General features: G+C 69.0%; 18 protein-coding genes. 12 read left to right on the top strand and 6 right to left on the bottom strand.

The genetic code is table 11. The annotated features are described in order from the left end of the window. Positions 1-118: 118 nt before the first annotated feature. Genes E4V01_RS14535 through E4V01_RS14525 form a run of 3 tightly spaced genes read right to left on the bottom strand, consistent with a single transcriptional unit; the run spans position 119 to position 3,927 of the window. Positions 119-2,380 (bottom strand): xanthine dehydrogenase family protein molybdopterin-binding subunit, encoded by a 2,262-nt coding sequence (locus E4V01_RS14535; protein WP_135298828.1) that lies wholly within the window; start codon positions 2,378-2,380, stop codon positions 119-121. 9 nt (positions 2,381-2,389) lie between these two features. Then, the gene (locus tag E4V01_RS14530; RefSeq protein WP_135298827.1) at positions 2,390-3,406 is read right to left on the bottom strand and encodes a xanthine dehydrogenase family protein subunit M; all 1,017 of its coding nucleotides are present in this window, start codon (positions 3,404-3,406) and stop codon (positions 2,390-2,392) included. Next, positions 3,403-3,927 carry a (2Fe-2S)-binding protein gene (locus E4V01_RS14525; RefSeq protein WP_056501342.1) on the bottom strand — a complete coding sequence of 175 codons (525 nt, stop codon included), beginning with the start codon at positions 3,925-3,927 and terminating at the stop codon, positions 3,403-3,405. The genes E4V01_RS14530 and E4V01_RS14525 overlap by 4 nt, the downstream gene beginning before the upstream one ends. 289 nt (positions 3,928-4,216) lie before the next feature. On the opposite strand from E4V01_RS14525, the gene E4V01_RS14520 reads away from it, so the two are divergent. From E4V01_RS14520 to E4V01_RS14500, 5 genes are all read left to right on the top strand, one after another. After that, positions 4,217-5,602 (top strand): M20/M25/M40 family metallo-hydrolase, encoded by a 1,386-nt coding sequence (locus tag E4V01_RS14520; protein WP_135298826.1) that lies wholly within the window; start codon positions 4,217-4,219, stop codon positions 5,600-5,602. 193 nt (positions 5,603-5,795) lie between these two features. After that, positions 5,796-6,494, top strand: coding sequence for a hypothetical protein (locus E4V01_RS14515; RefSeq protein ID WP_135298825.1), 699 nt, complete (start codon positions 5,796-5,798; stop codon positions 6,492-6,494). Then, positions 6,494-8,515 carry a glycosyltransferase family 4 protein gene (locus E4V01_RS14510; RefSeq protein ID WP_135298824.1) on the top strand — a complete coding sequence of 674 codons (2,022 nt, stop codon included), beginning with the start codon at positions 6,494-6,496 and terminating at the stop codon, positions 8,513-8,515. Before E4V01_RS14515 ends, E4V01_RS14510 begins: the two co-directional genes overlap by 1 nt. Before the next feature lie 3 nt (positions 8,516-8,518). Continuing rightward, positions 8,519-10,594 carry a glycosyltransferase gene (locus E4V01_RS14505; protein ID WP_135298823.1) on the top strand — a complete coding sequence of 692 codons (2,076 nt, stop codon included), beginning with the start codon at positions 8,519-8,521 and terminating at the stop codon, positions 10,592-10,594. Beyond that, positions 10,591-11,475, top strand: a complete 885-nt coding sequence (locus E4V01_RS14500) for a hypothetical protein (RefSeq protein ID WP_135298822.1) — start codon at positions 10,591-10,593, stop codon at positions 11,473-11,475. Before E4V01_RS14505 ends, E4V01_RS14500 begins: the two co-directional genes overlap by 4 nt. A 239-nt stretch (positions 11,476-11,714) precedes the next feature. Here E4V01_RS14500 and E4V01_RS14495 read toward each other — a convergent pair whose 3' ends face one another. Beyond that, positions 11,715-13,154: an acetamidase/formamidase family protein gene (locus E4V01_RS14495; RefSeq protein ID WP_135298821.1), complete on the bottom strand. Its 1,440-nt coding sequence runs from the start codon at positions 13,152-13,154 to the stop codon at positions 11,715-11,717. A gap of 102 nt (positions 13,155-13,256) precedes the next feature. After that, complete coding sequence (locus E4V01_RS14490; protein ID WP_060768561.1) at positions 13,257-15,590, bottom strand: NADP-dependent malic enzyme; 2,334 nt, start codon at positions 15,588-15,590, stop codon at positions 13,257-13,259. Between the two features lie 75 nt (positions 15,591-15,665). Between E4V01_RS14490 and E4V01_RS14485 the strand changes: the two genes are divergently transcribed. Beyond that, positions 15,666-16,292 (top strand): CatB-related O-acetyltransferase, encoded by a 627-nt coding sequence (locus tag E4V01_RS14485; protein ID WP_060768560.1) that lies wholly within the window; start codon positions 15,666-15,668, stop codon positions 16,290-16,292. A 33-nt stretch (positions 16,293-16,325) separates the two neighbouring features. Then, on the top strand, positions 16,326-16,577 hold the full coding sequence (locus tag E4V01_RS14480) for a DUF3297 family protein (protein WP_012252550.1): 252 nt from the start codon (positions 16,326-16,328) through the stop codon (positions 16,575-16,577). Positions 16,578-16,904: 327 nt separating this feature from the next. Here E4V01_RS14480 and ctrA read toward each other — a convergent pair whose 3' ends face one another. Beyond that, entirely contained in the window at positions 16,905-17,606 is a 702-nt protein-coding gene (gene ctrA / locus E4V01_RS14475) for a response regulator transcription factor CtrA (protein WP_003599593.1), read from the bottom strand. 438 nt (positions 17,607-18,044) lie between these two features. Between ctrA and fliI the strand changes: the two genes are divergently transcribed. The 5 genes from fliI (at position 18,045) to E4V01_RS25715 (ending at position 22,490) form a co-directional block, all read left to right on the top strand. Then, positions 18,045-19,400, top strand: a complete 1,356-nt coding sequence (gene fliI, locus E4V01_RS14470; RefSeq protein ID WP_060768558.1) for a flagellar protein export ATPase FliI — start codon at positions 18,045-18,047, stop codon at positions 19,398-19,400. Between the two features lie 95 nt (positions 19,401-19,495). Then, positions 19,496-19,900 carry a flagellar export protein FliJ gene (gene fliJ, locus E4V01_RS14465; RefSeq protein ID WP_003599595.1) on the top strand — a complete coding sequence of 135 codons (405 nt, stop codon included), beginning with the start codon at positions 19,496-19,498 and terminating at the stop codon, positions 19,898-19,900. A 347-nt stretch (positions 19,901-20,247) separates the two neighbouring features. Next, on the top strand, positions 20,248-20,784 hold the full coding sequence (locus tag E4V01_RS14460) for a hypothetical protein (RefSeq protein ID WP_135298820.1): 537 nt from the start codon (positions 20,248-20,250) through the stop codon (positions 20,782-20,784). A gap of 280 nt (positions 20,785-21,064) precedes the next feature. Continuing rightward, positions 21,065-22,117, top strand: coding sequence for a lysylphosphatidylglycerol synthase domain-containing protein (locus tag E4V01_RS14455; RefSeq protein WP_135298819.1), 1,053 nt, complete (start codon positions 21,065-21,067; stop codon positions 22,115-22,117). Between the two features lie 223 nt (positions 22,118-22,340). Next, positions 22,341-22,490 (top strand): hypothetical protein, encoded by a 150-nt coding sequence (locus tag E4V01_RS25715; RefSeq protein WP_158509724.1) that lies wholly within the window; start codon positions 22,341-22,343, stop codon positions 22,488-22,490. Positions 22,491-22,495 lie beyond the last annotated feature (5 nt).

Genomic DNA, 22,495 nt, shown 5'->3' with positions numbered 1-22,495 from the left:
CGAATCCAGGCACCACGACGGTCAGAGGTCGTGCAGGGGCCGCCGGAGCCGGCTCGTCAAGAGGAAGCCCCGCCAGCACTGGGCCGACGGGGCTCCGGTTTCGAGGCAACGGGACGGTTCAACCCTCGCCCAGAATCTTATCAGGCGTGATCGGCAGGTGGCGGATGCGCTTGCCGGTGGCGTGGTAGACCGCATTGGAGATCGCGGCGGCCACGCCGACGATGCCGATCTCGCCGAGCCCCTTCACGCCGAGGGGGTTCGCCTTGTCCTCCTCGTCGACGAAGATCACGTCGATGTCGTGGATGTCGGCATGCACCGGCACGTGGTACTCGCCGAGATTGTGGTTCATGAACCGGCCGATGCGGTGGTCGAGCATCGATTCCTCGTGCAGGGCCGAGCCGATGCCCATGACGACGCCGCCGAGGATTTGGCTGCGGGCCGTCTTCGGGTTGAGGATCTTGCCCGCCGCGATGGCCGAGACCACGCGGGTGCAGCGCACTTGGCCGAGTTCCTCGTCGATCTTCACCTCCGCGAAGATCGCCGAGTGGGTGTAGGCCTCGTATTCCTCGGCGAAGTCCTTGTCCGGGGCGGCCTCGCCGGTCGCCTCCAACTTCTGAGTTCCGGTCGCCTTCAGCACGTCGGTGAGCGCCACGCTCTTGGAGGGATCGCCCGCCACCTCGATGCGGCCGTTCGTGAACACCACGCGCTCGAAATCGACGTTGGCCAGCGGAGAGTTCTCCATGCCGCGCGCTAGCTTGAACGCCTGCTCGGCGATATCGCGGCAGGCCTTCATCACGGCGGTGCCGGAGGAGGCTGCCGTCCACGAGCCGCCGGCCACGGGGGCCTTGGCGAGCTTGGTGTCGCCGAGCTTGGTCGTGACGTGGTCGAGGGGCAGGCCCAGCGTGTCGGCGGCGATCTGGGTCAGGATCGTGTAGGTGCCGGTGCCGATATCGCCGGTCTGGTTGCCGACCTCGAGCCGCCCATCCGCGGTGAGCACGGCCTGCGCACTCGACTGCATCATCATCGATTCCCAGATGCCGGTCGCCATGCCCCAACCGACGAGTTCCCGGCCCTCGCGCATGGAGCGCGGCTGCGGGTTTCGCCGGCTCCAGCCGAAGCGCTCGGCGCCCTGGCGGAAGCAGTCCTTAAGCGCCTTCGAGCCGAACGGCTTGTCCTCGGTCGGGTCGCTCTCGGTGTAGTTCTTCAGGCGAAGCTGGATCGGATCCTGGCCGGTGGCGTAGGCCAGTTCGTCCATCGCCGTCTCGATGGCGTAGACGCCGGTCACGGCGCCGGGCGCGCGCATGTCGCCCGGCGTCGGGGTATCGAGCTTGGCGAGGCTGTAGGTGAGTTCGACGTTGTCACAGTCGTAGAGCACGCCCGACCAGTTGACGACGACCTCCTGATAATCCTCGTAGGCCGAGGTGCCCTGCACCGCGTCGTGCTTGAGCGCGGTGAGCTTGCCCGAGCGGTCGGCGCCGAGCGAGACGGTCTGGAGCGCCTCCGAACGGTAGGTGAACGACCACATCTGGTCGCGGGTCAGCGTCACCCGCACCGAGCGGCCGAGATCCTTGGCCGCCAGCATCGCCAGGAAGAGCTGGTATTGCGGGCGAAGGCCCGAGCCGAAGCCGCCGCCGAGATAGGGGTTCAGCACCCGCACCTGCTCCGGCTTCAGGCCGAACGCGCTGGCGATGTAGTCGTGAGTGTTCGAGACGCCCTGGATCTTGTCGTAGACGGTGTAGGTGCCGTCCTTCTCCACGACGACGGTGGAGGCGTGCGGCTCCATCGGGTTGTGGTGTTCGTCGGCCATCCGGTACTGGCCGTTCACGCGGATCTCGGCCGCGTCGAACGCCTTTTCGGCATCCCCCCACGGCTCCGGCGGCGGCTTGATGCCGGAGCGCTTCATCGGCGGATCGTAGGCCTCGGGCGCCTGGGCTTCGAGATTGGTGCGCGGGGCGACGACCCCGTAATCGACCCGCACAAGGGAGGCGGCGTAGCGCGCCGTCTCGAAATCCTCGGCGACGACGAGGGCCACCGGCTGGCCGGAAAAGACGATCCGGTCAGTCGCCAGCGCCTGGAACGGCGCACCGGGGGGCGCCACCGCGTCCTGGTAATCCTCCGGGTTGTCGGACGTGGCCGGGCGGTTCTCGTGGGTGATCACCTTGATGACGCCGGGCACCGCTTCCGCGGCGGAGGCGTCGATGCTGCGGATGCTGCCCTTGGCGATGGCGCTCGACACCACCACCCCGTAGGCGAGGTCGGGGGCGGCGAACTCGCCGGCATATTTGGCAAGGCCGGTGACCTTGGCCGGTCCGTCGACGCGGCTGACGGCACTGCCGACGAAACGGTCGCGGCCAGCCGCCGTGCTGATCTGAACGGTCATGGCTGCTCCTTACTGGATGCGCTTGTCGGACTGGGACTGGGGCGTGCCGGCGGCGGCCTGCTCCAGACCGCGGACGATGGTGCGGCGCGCCAGCTCGATTTTGAAGCCGTTGGTCGTCTGCGGCTTGGCCTCTCGCAGGATCAGGTCCGCCGCCGCTTTGAAGGTCTCGCGGGTGGCGGGCTTGCCCTGCAGCAAGGCCTCGGCCTCCGTGTTGCGCCAAGGCTTGTGGGCGACGCCGCCGAGCGCGAGGCGCGCGGTGCGGATGGTCTGGCCGTCGAGTTCGAGCGCGGCGGCGACCGAGACCAGCGCGAAGGCGTAGGAGAGCCGGTCGCGCAGCTTCAGGTAGGTGTGGTGCTTGCCGCCAAAGCCCTTGGCCGGCAGGTCGATGGCGAGGATGATCTCGCCGGGCGCGAGGTTGGTGTCCTTGGCCGGATTGTCGCCCGGCAGGCGGTGGAAGTCGGCGAACGGGATCGCGCGCTCGCCCTGCGGCCCGCTCACCTGAACGGTCGCCTCCAACGCCGCGAGCGCCACGCACATGTCGGAGGGGTGGGTGGCGATGCAATGTTCGCTGGTGCCGAGGATCGCGTGGATGCGATCGACGCCGCCGATGGCCGAGCAGCCGGTGCCGGGCTCGCGCTTGTTGCAGGGCGTGGCCGTATCGTAGAAGTAGTAACAGCGGGTGCGCTGCAGCAGGTTGCCTCCGGTCGAGGCCGCGTTGCGCAGCTGCGCCGAGGCGCCGGCCAGGATCGCATCCGCCAGCAGCGGGTAGCGCTCGCGGATGCGGGCATCGTAGGCCAGCGTCGCGTTGGTGACGAGGGCGCCGATGCGCAGGCCGCCGTCGCGCTCCTCGATCGCGCCGAGCGGCAGGCGGGTGATGTCGATGAGCTTGCCCGGCCGCTCGACGTCGTACTTCATCAAGTCGATGAGGTTGGTGCCGCCGGCGATGAAGCGGGCCGCCGGGTCGCTGCCCAGCGCCTGCACCGCCTCCGCCACCGTGCTGGGGCGAACGTAATCGAAGCGGTTCATCGGGCGTCTCCCTGGTGCATGACCTCTTCGATGGCATCGACGATGTTGGTGTAGGCGCCGCAGCGGCAGATGTTGCCGCTCATCGCCTCACGGATCTCGTCGCGCGTCTTGGCGTGGCCTTCGTTCATCAGGCCGACCGAGGAGCAGAGCTGGCCCGGCGTGCAGTAGCCGCACTGGAACGCGTCGTGCTCGACGAAGGCTTCCTGGATCGGGTGAAGGCTGTTCTTGCCCTCGCGCTGGGCGAGGCCGGCGAGTCCCTCGACGGTGGTGATCTCGGCGCCGTCCTTCATCACCGCGAGCGTGAGGCAGGAATTGATGCGGGTGCCGTTCACGAGAACGGTGCAGGCGCCGCACTGGCCGTGGTCGCAGCCCTTCTTGGTACCGGTCAGATCGAGGCGCTCGCGCAGGAGGTCGAGCAGCGTGGTCCAGGGCGCCACCTGAAGCGCGCGCCGCTCGCCGTTGATGGTGAGCGTGATGCCGATTGTCCCGACGGCGCCGGGCGAACCGCTATCGATAAGCATGGTGACATCCGTGATGAGGCGCAGGCCCGCATGGACGAAACGCGGCACCGTGGGTGTCGCGAGGGGCCGGACGGAGTGCGCGTCTTGAAAGGGCGTAGGCTCGGGGGCCCGCGCCGGGTCGTGTCGATAACCATTCCAAGGTGGCCCTGTTCCGTTGATCCCTGTGGAACGGGCGGCGCGCGATCACGGACCGGCGAGGCTTGGACGTGCGCTGCCCGGTCGGCCGGGGTTCCGCGGTGCGAGAAGCTCGGCTAACGCTTGCCCCGCACGCCGACTTCGAGGAGCCGCCATGGCCGATGCACTCGACCCCGTCCTCAACGACATCGACCGCGATCTGGACAACAGCCTGGAGCGGCTGTTCGCGTGGCTGCGCATTCCCTCGATCTCGACGGATTCCGCCTATGCCGGCCATTGCCGCGAGGCGGCGCGGTGGCTCGAAGGAAACCTGACGGCGCTCGGCTTCGAGACCAGCGTCGAGGAAACCTCGCTGCATCCCGTCGTGCTGGCGCACCGCCCGAAGCCGGGGGCGCCGCACGTGCTGTTCTACGGCCATTACGACGTGCAGCCGGTCGATCCGCTGAACCTGTGGCGGACCTCGCCGTTCGAGCCGCGCATTGAGGAGGCCGACGGCAGCAAGCGCATCGTCGCCCGCGGTGCGTCCGACGACAAGGGTCAGGTCATGACCTTCGTCGAGGCCTGCCGGGCGCACCTCGCCATGAACGGCGACCTGCCCGTCGGCGTCACCATCCTGATCGAGGGCGCCGAGGAGAACGGCTCGCAGGGGTTGCCCGAATGGGTCGAGGCCAACCGCGCGCGGCTGAAGGCCGACGTGGTGCTCGTCTGCGACACCGGCATGTGGGATCGGCAGACGCCGCAGATCACCACCTCGCTGCGCGGGCTCGCCTATTACGAAGTGAAGGTGACCTGCGCCGACCGCGACCTTCATTCCGGCTTCTTCGGCGGCGCCGCAGCCAACCCGATCCACGTCCTGTCCCGGATCATCGCCGACCTGCACGACACGGAGGGCCGCGTGACCCTGCCGGGCTTCTACGACGGCGTGCGCGAGCCGCCGCCCGAATTGCTGGAGCAGTGGCGTGGCCTCGGCCTTACCGCGGAAAAGTTTCTCGGCCCCATCGGCCTGAAGGAGCCGGCCGGCGAGCGCGGGCGCCTGCCGATCGAACTGATCCAGTCGCGGCCGGCCTGCGACGTGAACGGCATCATCGGCGGCTATACCGGCGAGGGAACGAAGACCGTCATCGCCTCCCAGGCCTCCGCGAAAGTCTCGTTCCGCCTTGTGGACGACCAGGACCCGGAGCAGCTCTCGAAGACCTTCGAGGCGTTCGTGCGCGAACGCATCCCTGCCGACTGCTCGGTCGAGGTGGTCTGCTACAAGGGCTCGCGGGCGGTGGCCTTGCCCTACGACATGCCGCAGCTCGCCGCGGCCCAGGCCGCGCTCTCGGCCGAGTGGGGCCGCGCGGCGGTGGCGGTGGGGGCCGGCGGCTCGATCCCGATCGTCGGCGATTTCAAGCGCATCCTCGGCCTCGACACCCTGCTGATCGGCTTCGGCCTCGACGACGACCGCATCCACTCGCCCAACGAGAAGTACGAGCTGACGAGCTTCCACAAGGGCACGCGCTCTTGGGCGCGGATCCTCTCGGCGCTGGCGCAGGCCTAAGCGGCGCGGCGGCGATGCGAATGGATCTTCCAGGCCACATTCCTCATCCTGAGGTGCCCGCGTCAGCGGGCCTCGAAGGATCCTCCAGGGATCGCGCGGGATCTGGACGATCCTTCGAGGCCGCTGCGCGGCACCTCAGGATGAGGCTGTGGGTGGGAGGCCCGACGAACGCCCCGGCAGATGGCGTGACGGCATGAGCGCCACTGCGGTTGTGCGGCCGACGGGGGATGGGACTGTACCCGTACCTGGGCAACTCGTGGAGGCCGCGCCCGGCGCCTGCGTGCTGCGCTTTCCCCTTCCGCCGTCGCTGCCGATTCCACTGCATGTCGCGGCGCCCGAGACGGTGCGACTGGTGACCTGGGTCTTTTCCGGCCTCGAAGCGGGTGCGCCGGACGGTCCCGTCTGCCTGCTGGCGCTCGAGGCGGAGGGTGCTGCGCTGCGCGAGAGCGTCACCCTCGCCACGCATTTCCGCGACCTCGTGGTGCGGCCCGAGCCGGCCGCGAACGATGTTCTGTCCTCGGACGAGCAGACCCTGCTGGCGAGGGCGCTGCTCTCGTCGGGCACGGCCGGGCTCGCTCCGCTCGGGCGCCTGTTCGGTCTCGTCGAGGCGGCGGTCATCGCGCTGCCGGTCGCCGAGGATGCGCCGGGCCTCGCCGACGGGGATCACGGTTGGTCGCTGGGCGGCACCGCGATCCCGCACGGCCTGCTGTTTCGCGCGCCTGCGGGCTGGGGCTGTGCGCGGGTTGCCGGGGCACGGCTGCGCTTTGGCCGGAACCCGCGCCAGCAACTCGCGCTCGAACCCGTCTGGGGCGCGGCACCCGAGGGTCTGCCCGAGCGCTCCTTCGCGCTCCACGCCCACGGCTTCACGGCACTGACGATAGGGGCCTCGTGATGCCGCCCGACCGCGCGGACAAGCCCGCGATCCTCGTGCTCGCACCGATGCCGGCCGCGCCAGTGAGCGCCGGAAACCGGCGCCGGTTGGCGGCCACCTGCGAGGCGCTGACCCGCGGCGGCTTCGCCATCGATCTCGCCTATTACGCCCACGAGGATCAGATCTACCGCCGCTTCGGCCAGCACCCGCCGACCGATCTCCTGGAAATGGAGAGGACGTTCCGCAACGTCTTCCTGATCGAGGCGCGGACCGTAATCCCGCTCAAGACGCGCTCCACCGCGTTCGGGATCGACGAATGGTGCCCGGACGAGGTCGGTGACTTCGTCGCGTGGTACTGTTCCGCCTACCCCGAGACCGGCGCGGTGCTGGTGAACTACGTCTTCCTGTCGCGCGCCCTGGAGCGGATGCCGCCGGGCGTGCTCCGGCTCATCGACACCCACGACCGCTTCGCCGGCCGCCAGACCCAGTACCGCCCGTTCCGCGCCGAGCCGAACTTCTTCTACACCGACGCGGCCGGCGAGGCGGCGGGTCTCGCCCGCGCCGACATCGTGCTGGCGATCCAGGCGGCGGAAGCCGGCTATTTCGCCGGTTTGACCGACAGCCGCGTCCTGCTGCTGCCGCCGCATTTCCCGGCTCAGACGCCGTTCGCCGTGCCGGAGCGGGTCGCCCGCATCGGCTTTCTCGGCCACGGCAACGACCCGAACCTGTTCTCCATCGGCCGCTTCATCCGCGCGTGGCACGACGGCTGGACCCCGGATCGGCCCGAACTCGTCATCGCCGGCGAAATCTGCCGCAGCCTGCCCGGCGTCGAGGGACCGGGCGTGCGGCTGCTCGGCTATCTCGACCGGCTTGAGGATTTCTACGCGCAGGCCGACCTCGTCGTGGCGCCGATGCTGATGGGCTCCGGGCTCAAGATGAAGGTCGGCGAGGCGCTCTCCTTCGGCCGGCCGGTGATCGGGACCGAGGTCGGTCTCGAAGGCTTCGAGCCGGTGGAGCCGGCCCATCGCTGCCGCGACGCGGAGGCGGTGAAGATGGCGGTGCTGGCGGTGGCCGCCGACGCCGAGGCCCTGGCGCGGCTGACGCGGGCGAGCGAGGCGCTGTTCACGCGCTACGCTGCGACGGCGCTGGCGGCCGAGGCGGAGCTGATCGAGTTGCTGAGCGCGCAGGGAGGTCACCGTACGTCCCCCTCTCCCCGCACGCGGGGAGAGGGTCGTGACGACCACGTCGTCGGCGTGACGAGCGGTAGCGAGGGTGAGGGGGCGGATCAGCTCGAGACTCCTTCGTCGACGCTCCCTCACCATCGCTTGCCGGCTCGCTCTGCGGATGGCGAGGTCGGCAGAGGCCACTCCCCGCGTGCGGGGAGAGGAAAGGCCAATCCGGATTCGGGGTCGATCGTCATCCAGGGCGGCGGTCTCGTCCTGACTTGCGAAACCTCCGCCCGCTCCCGGCCCGCCGCCGACCCCGATCTCGGCGTGCTGGTCGCCACGGAGCGGCGACCCGGGCATGGTACGGCTTCGGTCTACACGCCGCGGCGTCAGCGCTGGTTCGCCCGTGCGGAGGTGTCCGCCGACGGCGCGGCGCCCGATCTTGGCGCGCTCGATGTCGCCCTGTCGCCCGAATGGGTGCGTGAACGAAAACTGCCGCCCGCAACCCGCGCGGCGCTGGCCCGCGCCTTCGCCCGGATTCAGGCGGATTGGGAGACGGAGGGCCGGATCGTCGGCTGCGCAGGGGATCGCCTTGAGATCGAAACCCTGCTGCCCGGCGTGCTCGTCCACGGCACCCATCCGGCCGCCGCCTTCCTGGTGGTGGGGGAGGGCGCTTCCGAATGGCGCCTGGAGCGGGTCACGCCGCTCCATCGGCGCAAGATCGACGGCTATGCCGACCTCACCGGACGCCTGCCCGCGCCGCTACCCGTGAGCCTGTCCTTCCGCGCGGCGGTCATGCCCCCGTCGAGCGGGTGCCTCCTGTTCCTCACCGATGACGGGATCGGCCGGATCATTCTGCCGGAGGGCGTGGCTTAGCCCATGAGCGAAACCCCCGCCGTCCCCTTGCTCGACACCGTCGATCCCGGCACAGGCCGCCGCGCGGCGCTGGCCGAGGCCGCGCTGATGGTCGAGGCGATCCAGCGCAACGGCGTGCGCCTCGCCTTCGCGCCGCAGCCCGATCCGGACGTCTCCATCGTCATCGTCGCCCGCGATGCCCGCCACCTCCTGGCGCTCACCCTCTATCGCCTCTGCGCGAGCCAGGCGCTCGCGGGCGTGACCTTCGAGGTCGTGCTGGTCGACAACGCCTCCGCGCCGGAGACCCGCGCCCTCTACCCGCATCTCGACGGGGTGACGCTGATCGAGAACGCCACCAACACCGGCTTCGGGCCCGCCTGCAACGCGGGCGCGGCAAGGGCGCGGGGGCGCTTCATCCTGTTCCTCAACCCGGATGTCGATCTCCTGCCCGGCGCGCTGGCGGCGATGGTCGCGACCTTCCGCGATCATGAGGGCGCCGGCATCGTCGGCGCCCGCCTCGTCTTCCCCGGCGGCATGTTGCAGGAATCCGGCGCGGGCTTTCGCGACGACGCACAACTCACCCATCCCCACGGACGCGGCAACGCCGACCCCTTCGCCCCCGAACACGCCGCGACCCGCGATGTCGGCTACGTCTCGGGCGCCGTGCTGATGATCGAGCGGGCCCTGTTCGAGGCGCTCGGCGGTTTCGATCCGCTCTTCGCCCCGGCCTATTTCGAGGACACCGATCTCTGCCTGCGCTGCCATCAGGCCGGGCGGCGGGTGATCGTGCAGCCGCGCGCCACGGCGATCCACTACGAGAACGCCACCAGCGCCCGCCGCGAGGACGTGGAGGCGCTGCTCGACCGCAACCGCGCCCGCTTCCTCGACCGGCACCGGCAGAGCCTGTTCGCGCAGGGGCCGCAGCCGCGGGGGGCGGGCCTTCTCGACCACGATCCCTGGCGCCTGCGGGTGCTCTACGTCGATGATCGGGTGCCGCATCGCGATCTCGGCGCCGGCCTGCCGCGGGCCAACGCCATCCTCAACGCCATGGCGGATCTCGGCTACGCGGTGACGTTCTTCCCGAACTACGAGGCGGATGCGGAGGAGGCGCGGCGCTACCGCGACCTCGATGAGCGCATCGAGATTTCTTACGCCAACGGCGACGAGGGGTTCGCCCGCCTGATCGCCGAGCGGCGCGACCATTACGACGTGCTCTGGGTCAGCCGGCCGCACAACATCCTCTTCGTCACGCAGGCACTGCACGCCGCCGGGCTCGACCCGCGCAGCTTCGTGCGCTCGAAGGTGATCTTCGATTCCGAGGCCCTGTTCGCCCTGCGCGACTTCGTGACGGAGGCCGCGACCGCGGGCAGCGCGGTGGCCGCCGATCTGGCGTGGCAGGCGGAGCGCGAGACGCGCCTGTTCGGGCTCGCCGACGCGGTGGTCTGCGTCTCGCCCTCAGAGGCACGGGTGCTCGCCCGCTACAGCGCCTGCAACGCCACCGTGCTCGGCCACGCCCTGACCCGGCCCGAAGCGCCGACGCCGGGCTTTGCCGGGCGCGCGGGCTTCGCCTTCGTCGGCGCGCTCGCCCGCGAGGGGCAGCCCAATGTCGATTCCCTCGACTGGTTTCTTGCGAGCGTCTGGCCGCTCGTGCGGGCGCGGTTGCCGGGAGCGCACCTCACCGTCGTGGGTGGGATCGCGCCGGAGATCCGGGACCGCTACGCGCGCGAGCCGGGTGTGCAGGTCACCGGCCGGGTGCCGCAGACCGAGCCCTATCTCGATGCCGCCCGCGTGTTCCTGGCGCCGACGCGCTTCGCCGCCGGCATTCCGCACAAGGTCCACGAGGCGGTGGCGCGCGGCCTGCCCTGTGTCGTCACGCCGATCCTCGCCGATCAAGTCGGCTGGGCGGACGGCGCCGGCGTCCTCGTGCGCGACTGGCGCGACCCAATACCCTTTGCCGAGGCGCTGGTGGCGCTCCACGAGGACGCCGCCCTGTGGGGCGCGGTTCGGGAGGAGGGGAGCCGGCACATCGCCGAGGATTGCGACGCCGATTCCTTCGCGGCCGCGATCCGGGCCCTGTGCGAGGCGCAGGTCGTCGCATGAGCGCATCCCCCGTCGCCCGCCTCGTCGGCCTTGCCAGCGGGCTCCTGCGCCGCGTCGTGATCGGCCGCGTCCCGAAGTTGTTCGATGCCGCCTATTACCGCGAGCGTAATCCGGGCGTGGCGCGCAGCGGCCTCGACCCGTTCCTGCACTACGCGTGGTTCGGCGCCCGCCGGGACCGCAATCCGAACGCGGATTTCGACACCGCCTTCTACCGCCGACAGAGCGGCCGGACCCGGCTCGACCCCCTGCGCCACTACGGGCAGGTCGGCGCGGCGCAGGGTCTCGACCCGAGCCCCGGCTTTAGCACCAGCCTTTATCTCGCCCGCTATCCCGACGTGGTCGCGGCGGGGATCAACCCGCTCTTGCACTTCCGCACCGACGGCCGGGCGGAAGGGCGCGAGGCGGCGTCCTCGCCGATCGAGCCCGACCGCCTGCGGGCGCTCGACGGCGTGGCGGAGGATCACAGCCTCACCCTGCCGAAGGCCGAGGGCGGGCGCTTCGCCCTGTCGCTTCTGCGCGAGAGCCCGCTCGACCGCGCGGCGGATTTCGCGCCGCGCTTCTGCCTCCAGCTCTGCGTCGACGGCGTCGAGTACGACGCCCTGCTCGACGCGTTCCGCGCCTTCGAGGCGGGCGCGCAGGCCTCCCTCACCCTAGAGATCGACACGGGCGCCGGCCCGCATCCGCCGATGCCGACGCAGCTCCTCGCGTTCGAGCGCTGCTTCGTCTCCCGCTCCGGCGACGGCCGGATGCTGCATCTGCGCTACGCCGAGTTGCGCGCTTGGGACCTGCGCATCAAGCGGCCCGGCGTGTCGGCCGTGTTCCCCGGCGGCCATTTCTCGGCGCGGCTGCTGGCGAAAGGAGAGGGGTGGCCGACGGCCTGATCCCCCGCCCGGGAAACCGACGCGGCGGCGGGCGGCCGGTGCAGGTGGACAAGGCGGAGGCCACGCGGATCGAGGAGAGGATCCGGGCGCCAGAGCCGTATCCGACCTGACCGCATCAAGCCGGCGTCTCGAGGTTCTCGTTTCGACGCGCATTCTCATCGCCGAACCGGTGTCCACTTCGTCGGAAAGCGCTCTGTGAGAGCCGCACGACGCCGAGCCCGTGCCGCGCGGCTTCAGCCTCAGACGGCCCGCTCCGAGAAGATCGCCTTCTTGACGATGGCGTGGACGCCCCAGTTGCCGTCGACCACCTGGGTGATGCCGAAATCGACCGCGACCGACATCAGCGAGATCGCCTCGTCCTCGGTCAGTCCCTTCGCCTGCATCAGGAACTGACGCATCTTGCGGAAGGCGTCGCGCATGGCGAGGTCGAGGGAGGATTTCTGGAAGATCGCGTTCTGCGCGTCCGGGCCGAGGTCTTTCAGGTAGTTCGGGTAGCTGAAGCCCGAGAGCACCCAATCGTCGGCGGTTTCGATCATCGGGAAGTCGAGGGCCTCCAGCGAAGTGCCGGCGAGATCCGCCTTTTTATGCAGGATGAACTGGAAGGTGCCGGTGAGCGAGCACTCGATCGCCGTGCCGCAGAGTTCGGAATCGCCCTGGCTCGCATGGGGATCGCCCACCGAGAACAGGGCGCCGGGCACGGCGACGGGGTAATACATCGTCGCGCCCTTGCCGATGCGCCAGTTATCGATGTTGCCGCCGGTGTAGCTCGGCGGAATCGAGTTCACCATCTCCGCCTCGGACGGGGCGAGGCCCATCGTGCCGAAATGCGGGCGGATCGGCACGCGGATGCCCTTCAGCACGTCGAAGCTGCGCTTGGTCTTGGTGTGATCGACCGGCAGGCCGGGATAGTCGATCGTCGGATGCTCGCGGCCGTCCGGATCGGTCACGCCCGGCCAGGGGAAGCTGTAGACGGCCTTGGCCCAGTCGCGCTCGCCGGTCGCATCGACTTCGTAGATGGTGAGAACCTCGCGCTTCTTGGCCCCCAGCATGTCGTTGTAGTGGTAGCCCCACCACGCCGCCGCGTTGCTGCCGAAGGTCCGGCCCTTGAATTTCGGGTTGGCCGAGGGGCGCGGCTCCACGTCGAGGATACGCACCTCCAGCACGTCGCCGGGCTCCGCGCCGCGGATCGCAACCGGGCCGGTGCAGATATGGACGCCGAGACCGCCGCCGGGACCGAGCTTGGAATCCTCCGGTCCGGCGCCGCGGCGGGCGACGCCCTTCTTCTCCTTGGTCCAGAGAAACACGCTCTCGGCGCCGGGATCGCCCGTCACCATCCGCTCGGCGTCGTCGTTGGCGTGGTGGGTCAGGGTCTCGATGGTGACGAAGTCGCCCGACTCGATCTCGACCTGGGGTTTGAGAGTCTTCGAGAAGTAGCCCCAGTGGATGGTCTCGGCATGGGCCGGCAGGTGATAGTGAGCGGTCTGCTTCAGCCGGCGCGCGCTGCTCTGCGCCAGGGCCGGGCTCACCAGGGAAAGGCCGCCCGCCGCCAGGGCCGCGGCGCCTCCGGTGGCGACGAAGCTGCTCTTCAGGAAGGCTCGCCGCTCCGGCTCCATGTCGCGCCGGTAGCGCAGCCGATGTTCGGCGAAGGCGGCACAGGTCGGATCGTCACCAAGACACATTGCAGACTCCGGACGCGTTCAACGCCCGGAACTGAATGCAAAATCACAGCCAAGCTCGGGGCCCATCCTTGCGTAAAGGAGGGGGCCCCGAGGCTCGGTGCGTTACTCCGAGAGCGGTCCGACGCCGGGTTCGGCCTCGGGCGCCGTCTCCACCGGCGCCATGGCCTGCGCCTCCACCACCGCTGCGGCGGTGACGTTGACGATGCCGCGGGCGGTGACCGAAGGCGTGAGGATATGCGCCGGCTTGGCCGGGCCGATCAGCAGCGGCCCGACCGGCAGGGCGTCGGCGAGCACCTTGGCGAACTGGAAGGCGATGTTGGCGGCATCCAGATTCGGGAAGACGAGGATGTTGGCCGCGCCCTTCCAGTTCGAGCTCGGCAGCACCCGGTCGCGCACGAGTTCCGACAGGGCCGAATCCGCCTGCATCTCGCCGTCGGCCTGAAGATCGGGCGCGCGCGTCTGGATCAGTTCGAGCGCGCGCCGCATCTTCTTTGCGGAGGCGGAGTCCGACTGGCCGAAATCGGAGTGGCTCAGGAGCGCGATCTTCGGCGTCAAACCGAAGCGACCGACATGGTTCGCGCAGGCGATGGCGACATCGGCGATCTCCTCCGCGCTCGGATCCTGGCGGACATGGGTGTCGGCGAGGAAGAAGGCGCCCTTCTTCGTCACGATCAGGCTCATGCCGGCAAAGTCGATCGAGTCGGGCGAGAGCCCGATGATGTCGCGGATCACCCTCAGCCGCGTCTCGAACCGGCCTTCCAGGCCGCAGATCAGCGCGTCCGCTTCGCCGCGGCGTACCGCCAGCGCTGCGATGACCGTGGAGTTGGTGCGCACCAGCGTGCGGGCGAGATCGGGGGTGATGCCGCGCCGCCCCGCGACCTCGAGATAGGTCGAGACGTAGGCGCGGTAGCGCGGATCGTCCTCGGGATCGATCAGGTCGAAATGTTCGCCCTGCTTGAGGTCGAGGCCGAAGCGCTTGATGCGGGTCTCGATCACCCGCGGGCGACCGACCAGGATCGGCCGGGCCACCTTGTCCTCGACCACGGCCTGTGCGGCGCGCAGCACGCGCTCGTCCTCGCCCTCGGCGTAGATGACGCGCTTCGGGTCGCTCTTCGCCTTGGAGAAGAGCGGCTTCATGATGAAGCCGGAGCGGTGCACGAAGCGATCGAGCGATTCTGCGTAGGCGTCGATATTCTCCACCGGCCGGCCGGCGACGCCCGAATCCATCGCTGCCTTGGCCACCGCGGGGGCGATGCGCACGATCAGGCGCGGATCGAACGGGCTCGGGATCAGCGAACGCGGCCCGAACGGCCGGGCCTCGCCGCCATAGGCGCGGGCGACCACGTCGGACGGCGTCTCGCGGGCGAGCGCCGCGATCGCCTTCACCGCCGCCTTCTTCATCTCCTCGTTGATCTTGTGCGCGCCGACATCGAGCGCGCCGCGGAAGATGTAGGGGAAGCAGAGGACGTTGTTGACCTGATTGGGGAAGTCCGAGCGCCCGGTGCAGATCATGGCGTCGGGCCGCGCCTGCTCGGCCAGGTCCGGCATGATCTCGGGATAGGGGTTGGCGAGGGCCATGATGAGCGGCTTCTCGGCCATCTTCTCGAGATATTCGGGCTTGAGCACGCCGCCGGCCGAGAGGCCGATGAACACGTCGGCGCCGGGGATCACCTCGGCGAGCGTCCGCGCCTCGGTCTCCTGCGCGTAGACGTCCTTCCAGCGGTCCATCAGCTCGGCGCGGCCCTTGTAGACCACGCCCTTGATGTCGGTGACGGTGATGTTCTCACGCGTCGCACCCAGTGAGACCAGCAGGTTGAGACAGGCCAGAGCCGCCGCGCCGGCACCCGAGGTGACGATCTTGGCATCCGAGAGCCGCTTGCCCGCGAGTTCGAGGGCGTTGAGAACCGCGGCTGCGACGATGATCGCCGTGCCGTGCTGGTCGTCGTGGAAGACCGGGATGTTCATCCGCTCCCGGCACCGCTCCTCGACCTCGAAGCATTCCGGCGCCTTGATGTCCTCGAGGTTGATGCCGCCGAAGGTCGGCTCCAGGGAGCAGACCACGTCCACCAGCTTGTCGACGTCCTTCTGGTCCACCTCGATGTCGAAGACGTCGATGCCGGCGAACTTCTTGAACAGGACCGCCTTGCCCTCCATCACCGGCTTGGAGGCCAGCGGGCCGATATCGCCGAGGCCGAGCACGGCCGTGCCGTTCGAGAGCACGGCGACGAGGTTCTGGCGGATGGTGAGGGTGGCGGCTTCCTGCGGGTCGTCGTAGATCGCCATGCAGGCGGCGGCCACGCCGGGAGAGTAGGCGAGCGCCAGATCGCGCTGGTTGCCGAGCGGCTTGGTGGCCTGGATCTCGAGCTTTCCAGGTTTCGGCAGTCGATGGTAGACGAGCGCCCCGGACTTCAGATCCTCGGACATATTGTCGGCCATGGCGATGCCGTCCTCTTCCGCTCGTTTTTGCGCGCCCGCACCCTCTTCTTGCGGGGGGCACTGTTGAGGCATCTGTTGCAACGGCTGAGGCGGGGGCGCAACCCGCACAACGAGACCCGGCTGCATCTGGAAAAGCTGGCCCGGCGCTGGAATTTCACAATTGGCGCATACTCTTACGGCCGGCCGAAGGTGCGCTTCCCCGAATCCGGCCAGCGGCTGACGATCGGCCGGTATTGTTCCATCGCGGATCGGGTTGAGATCCTGCTCGGCGGCGACCACCGGCTCGACTGGGTTTCGACCTATCCGTTCGCCGCGATGACCGGCCTGTGGCCGGGGGCGGACGCACCTCAGGATTATCATTCCTCGCGCGGTAACGTGATCATCGGCCACGACGTCTGGCTCGGATCGGGCTGCATGATTCTGTCGGGCATCACCGTCGGGCATGGCGCGGTGGTGGCGGCGCACGCCGTCGTCACGCGGGATGTGCCGCCCTACGCGGTCGTCGCCGGCAACCCGGCGCGGATCGTGCGCCGCCGCTTCGACGAGGCGACGACGGCCGCACTCGTCGAGGCGGCGTGGTGGGACTTCCCGCATGAGACGGTGATGCGGTGGATCCCGCTCCTGCAGAGCGGACGGGTGGCGGAGCTGATCGACGCGTCGCGGGCCGAGCGTGCCGTTGCGGGCGCGCCGCGATTGCCGTAACCGGCCGGCACGACTTCCAGGAACGCACGACCCATGTCCGAAACCCCTCCCGATCGCCTCTCCGTCAATCCGAACAGCCCCTATTACGACGAGGCGGTCCTCGCCCGGGGCGTCGGCATTCGCTTCAAGGGTGCCGAGAAGACCAATGTCGAGGAATACTGCGTCAGCGAGGGCTGGGTGCGGCTCTCGGCCGGCAAGGCGCTCGACCGAGCCGGCAATCCGATGACGGTGAAGCTCAAGGGCGCGGTCGAGCCGTATTTCCGCGAGGAGCCGGCCGAGGCCTGATTCGGCGGATCGATCGGGGTCGAGAGGGAACGGGGCGGAGGCGCCGACGGGCCGTTGCCGCCCTCCTCGGCCTCGCGCCCCTGCCGGTGATCGCTTCGCGGCGCGGGCCGAGACGGACCGGCTGACGCCCCTCTGCACCGCGGGCGAGGGCGAGCTGACGATCAGCGTGCGGCTCGGCCGCCAATCCGATGGGCAAACCGACGGGACGGAGGAACCCGTGCGATCCGTGGGCCGATCGCCCAGTCCCTCGGCCAGCGGATCGTCGGTCCCTGAAACGAAAGAACCCCGCCGGAGCGGGGTTCGTTGGTGAGGTCCGGTGGATGGGGCTCAGACCGCCATGCGGTCTTCACCCTCGACCGGCTCGCGCAGCACGTAGCCACGGCCCCACACGGTCTCGATGTAGTTCTTGCCCGCAGAGGCGTTCGCCAGCTTCTTGCGCAGCTTGCAGATGAACACGTCGATGATCTTCAGCTCCGGCTCGTCCATGCCGCCGTAGAGATGGTTGAGGAACATCTCCTTGGTGAGCGTGGTGCCCTTCCGCAAGCTGAGGAGTTCCAGCATCTGGTACTCCTTGCCGGTGAGGTGAACCCGCGAGCCCGAGACCTCGACGGTCTTCTGATCGAGGTTCACGATCAGGTCGCCGGTGGTGATGACCGACTGAGCGTGGCCCTTCGAGCGGCGGACGATGGCGTGGATGCGCGCCACCAGTTCGTCCTTGTGGAAGGGCTTGGTGAGGTAGTCGTCGGCGCCGAAGCCGAGGCCCTTCACCTTGTCCTCGATGCCGGCCATGCCGGACAGGATCAGGATCGGGGTCTTCACCTTGGCGACGCGCAACGAGCGCAGCACCTCGTAGCCCGACATGTCGGGCAAGTTCAGATCGAGAAGGATGATGTCGTAATCGTAGAGTTTGCCCAGATCGACACCCTCTTCGCCAAGGTCAGTTGTGTAGGTGTTGAAGTTCTCGGACTTGAGCATCAATTCGATGCTCTGCGCCGTGGCGCTGTCGTCCTCGATCAGAAGTACGCGCATCGTGATCCCCACCGGACAGGCCGTTTCGGGGCGCTTGAGACAAGCCGCCGCCGGTCGTCCGCCGATGGCCACGGCGGACGCTCCCTCATTCCCACTTTCGAAACGCTATTCCTTAACCGTTAACAAAACCCGAATCCCGCTTGCAAGCACTGTCTCTTTCGAGTCCGGCAGCGATTCTCCCGATCGTTGGCGATCTGCTCCCCAACACCGTGCGCTCTCCCGAAACCGGGGATGAGCCTCCCCTGCTAACTCCTTCTGTTGTCTCAGGTTGGCTTCTCTGTTGCGGAAAGGTGACGGTGACGATTCGTCGTCGTTCCCGTTCCCGCGAGCGTCGGCATCGCCATCCGGATGGAGGCCTGGGAGCCTTGGCGAGCGGTCTGGCGGTGTTAAGACATCGGCCGGTTCGGTGGCGGGACGCGGTTAACGGGGTCGGGGCACATGACGCAGGAGCGCGGCTCCGGGGGGCTGGCGGCGGCACTCGCCGCGCTCTCGACCGTCGAGACCCTGGAGACCTTCGGCCGGGTGACGGCGATCCGCGGCCTTCTGGTCGAGGTGGCCGGGCCGGTTTCCGCGATGCGGCTCGGCGGCCGGATCGACGTGATGGTGGAGGGCGCCGGGGTCGCGGCCTCGACGGTGCCGTGCGAGGTGATCGGCTTTGCCGGCGACCGGGCGCTCGCCATGCCGTTCGGCTCGCTGGAGGGGGTGCGCCGCGGCTGTCCGGCCCTGGTGCGCGACGAGGCGGCGGGCGCGATCCGCCCCTCCGCCGCTTGGCTCGGGCGCACCGTTGACGCCCTCGGGCGCCCGATCGACGGCCTCGGCCCCCTCGCGCAGGGGCCCGCGATCTATCCCCTGCGGGCCGATCCGCCCCCTGCGCACGGACGAAGGCGCGTCGGGCCGCCGCTCGATCTCGGGGTTCGCTGCATCAACACCTTTCTCACCATGTGCCGCGGGCAGCGCATGGGCATCTTCGCCGGCTCCGGCGTCGGCAAGTCGGTGCTCCTCTCGATGCTGGCCCGCTACACCGCTGCCGACGTGGCGGTGATCGGCCTCGTCGGCGAGCGCGGTCGCGAGGTTCAGGAGTTTCTCCAGGACGACCTCGGCGCGGCGGGGCTTGCCCGCTCGGTCGTGGTGGTGGCGACCTCTGACGAGCCGGTGCTGATGCGCCGCAACGCCGCCTACGTGACCCTGGCGGTGGCCGAGTACTTTCGCGACCAGGGCGCGCAGGTCCTGTGCATGATCGATTCGATCACCCGCTTCGCCATGGCCCAGCGCGACATCGGGCTGGCCGGCGGCGAGCCGCCGACCGCCAAGGGCTACACGCCCACCGTCTTCTCCGAATTGCCGCGCCTTCTCGAGCGGGCCGGGCCGGGCGTGGGGGAGGGGGCGATCTCCGGCCTGTTCACCGTGCTGGTGGAGGGCGACGACCACAACGAGCCGGTGGCGGATGCGGTGCGCGGCATTCTCGACGGGCACATCGTCATGGAGCGGCGCATTGCCGAACAGGGGCGCTACCCGGCGATCAACGTCCTGCGCTCGGTCTCGCGCACCATGCCGCGGGCCTGCGACCCGGCCCATCTCCCCACCGTCCGTCGTGCGCGAAAGGTGCTGGCGACCTATGCCGACATGGAGGAGCTGATCCGGCTCGGGGCCTACCGCGCCGGCTCGTCGCCGGAGGTGGACGAAGCGGTCGCTCTCATGCCCGATCTGACGGCTTTTCTGGGGCAGGGTAAGGAAGAAGCAACCTCCATCAGCGAGGGTTATGACCGGTTGGCCGCCATTGTCGGCGGTGCGTGAGGCGGCTTCGGGAAGCGCGTCGGGATAACGGTCCGTGTGGATCGCCCGCGCCGATCGGGTCGCGTCCCGGCGTAGCGTGGAGTGGATGGCCCGACATGAAATCGCGTGACACGCTGATCCGGTTGCGTCGGTTCCAGGTGGATGAGAAGCGCCGCAGGGTGGCGCAGATCGAGATGATGATGGCCGACTTCAACCGCATGGCGGCCGAACTCGACCGGGAAGTCTCGCAGGAGGAGGCCCGTGCCGGGATCTCCGATCCGGCCCATTTCGCCTACCCGACCTATGCCCGCGCCGCGACCGGCCGCCGGGACAACATGCGCCAGTCGGCCGCCGCCCTTGAAGGGCAGCTTGCCGAGGCCAAGGCCGAACTGGGCGAGGCGTTCGAGGAACTCAAGAAGGTCGAGATCCTGGAGGATCGCGAGCGCTCCGCCGAACGTGCGGCCGAAGCCGCCCGTGAGCAGGCCGAGATGGACGCGATCGGACTTCGGGCTCGGGCCTGACCGGCGAGATCCTCAAGCGCATTCCGACGAAGTGTGCCGGTTCGTCGAAGGAAGGCGCGTCAACAAGGACCGAGAGGCGCCGGCCTGATGCCATCAGGTCGGAGGCGGCTATCGGCAGGATGGCCGAGCGCGTCGGCGGCACGAGGCCGGTGATCCGGGCGCGTCCACGGTTCCCCGCCATCACCCCGTAGGATCCGCATCCCTCGATCCTGCCGGGCGGGCCCGAATGACAGCCGGTGCCGGCCTGTCGGCCCCGGGGAGGAACCGCGAAAAGGAAACGAAGTTTTTACCTATGTCGTCGGCAGCGAACCGCATTCTGGCGCGCTCCGCTCTTGCATAGGTGCGACATGCTGCAGTCTGGAACCAAGGTCCTGCTCGCGGCCTGTATCGCCGGCTTCATCCCCTCCGCCGCCTTTGCGCAGCGCGTCATCGCGCTGGATGGAAGCGGGTCTCAGACGATCGCGTGGAATCTGGGGGACGCCCCGTCCGTTGCGACGGCGCGAAACGCCGTCACGACGGACGGCATCGCCGATCGGGTCGATACGCTCGGTCCGACATCCGCATCGCCGGCCGTGGTCGCGCAGAACCTCGTCACTCCGAACGGAGCGGCGCCCGTTCCGAATGTGAATGACTGCACCTTCATTCGAGACCCGATCGCCCTGCGCGATTGTATCAACCTCTACGAGGGACAGCGTTTGGGACCGGGGCCTCGGGCCAGCGCGCGTCGCCCGAGCCTGATCACGGACGAGGAGCTGCTCGACGCGGCAGGTCCGATCCCGGGATCGATCAAGGGTCGGTCCTCGGGTCGCCGCGAACGGGTGAGCCCTCCTCCTTCGAGAGGCTCCAACGCGGCCTATATCGATCAGGTCACGCCTTCGCGGTAGGGCAGGGGGCCAGCCCGCTCCGCACGGCTTCCCGCCGAGCCGTGCTTTCCTGCCCGATCGATCGCTGCGTTCATCGAGGGGCCATTCCCGACCGCTCGAGCCGCACTGAATGCGATGCTCGCCAGACCCGCCGAATCGGCCAGGGCCGCATCGTTCGGCATGAAAGCGTCATGATCTGACGGCAAGAGCCGGCCCCATCGAGACGGTCGCCCAGTCCCGCTTGCGATGCGCGCGGTCGTGGCGCAGGAGAGACCGCTCCCGAGAGAGGCGGCGGACATCCATGAAAAAAGTCAGTGAAGTCTTCTGGGGCCTGATCGGCCTCGCCGCGGTGGCGGTGTCCTGCTACCTGCTCTGGGGCCAGTTGAAGACCCTGTCCTGGGCGAGCATCGAGGCGGCGTTTGCCGCCATCCCGCTCCACCACTTCCTGCTGGCCGCCCTCTCCACCCTCATCGCCTACGCCGCGCTCGCTTGGTACGACCGGATCGCGCTGCTGCATCTGGGCGTGCGCCACATCTCGTGGCGGTTCGTCTCGCTGTGCTCCTTCACGACCTACGCCCTCTCGCACAATATCGGCGCCTCGGTCTTCTCCGGCGCCCTGGTGCGCTACCGGGCCTACACCTCGAAGGGACTTTCGGCGGCGCAGGTCGCGGTGCTGGTGGCCCTGTGCTCCTTCACCTTCGGACTCGGCACGATCCTGCTCGGCGGCTTCGTTCTGGTCTACGATCCGAACCTCCTCGCGCGGCTCGACAACCTGCTGCCGGCGGTGCTGACCAATCCCGCGACCTCGCGGTTGGTCGGCTTCGGCCTACTCGGTTTCGTCGCGCTCTACGTCCTCGGCTCGGTGCTGCGCTTCCGTCCGCTGACGATCCGCAACTTCAAGATCGAGTATCCGCGGCCCGGGATCATGGTGCGCCAGCTCATCGCGGCGCCGCTGGAGCTGCTGGGTGCCGCCGGCATCATCTACTTCGCCCTGCCGGATGCCCTGAACCCCGGCTTCATCCCGGTGCTCGGCATCTTCCTCGCTTCGTTCTCCGTCGCGCTCGCCTCCCACGCGCCGGGCGGCCTCGGCGTGTTCGAACTCGTGTTCTTCACTGCCATGCAGCTTCAGACCGATGCCGAGAAGGCGCCGGTTCTCGCCGCGGTGCTGATCTTCCGCCTGTTCTACCTGATCATCCCCTTTGCCGTGGCCATCGTCGTGGTGCTGCTGTTCGAGCGCTCCCGCCTCTCGAACGCGCTGGGTAAGGACGGCAAGGCCGCGCCGGAGCCGCCGCTCGTCGCGCCCGGCCTCGACAATCACGTAATCGAGCGGCGGCTCGAGAAGAAGGCGGTCTGATCCACCATCCGCGAGGCCCTTGCCGGCGGCCGCTCGCTCGAGCGCGCCGCCGGTTGCGTTTCGGGTCACGAGTTTCGAATTGCAGGTCGATTTCGTCGCAGTGACGGCGGGATCAGCGATCCTTACCTCACACCGCTTCCGTGGATGAATGGGACGCGCAGGGTTGCGAGCCCTTCAGGAACGGTTAAGCTTCGACGGAATGGGGAGCCGCTCTGGCTCCTGGATGGACATCATGGCTTCGATCAAAATTCGGGTCGCCGAGGACGGCACCTGTTCGATCTGCCGGGACGGCACGATCATCAGCAAAGGGCTCACCCGTTCGCAGGCGGACCAAATGGTCGCCGTCCTGCGTGCGATCGAGGGACACGCCTGAGCGGC

It is taken from the genome of Methylorubrum sp. Q1 (assembly GCF_004683995.1).
Classification (GTDB): Bacteria; Pseudomonadota; Alphaproteobacteria; order Rhizobiales; family Beijerinckiaceae; genus Methylobacterium.
Note: the sequence above shows the minus strand (reverse complement) of the source record. Positions and strands in the feature narration are given on the sequence as shown.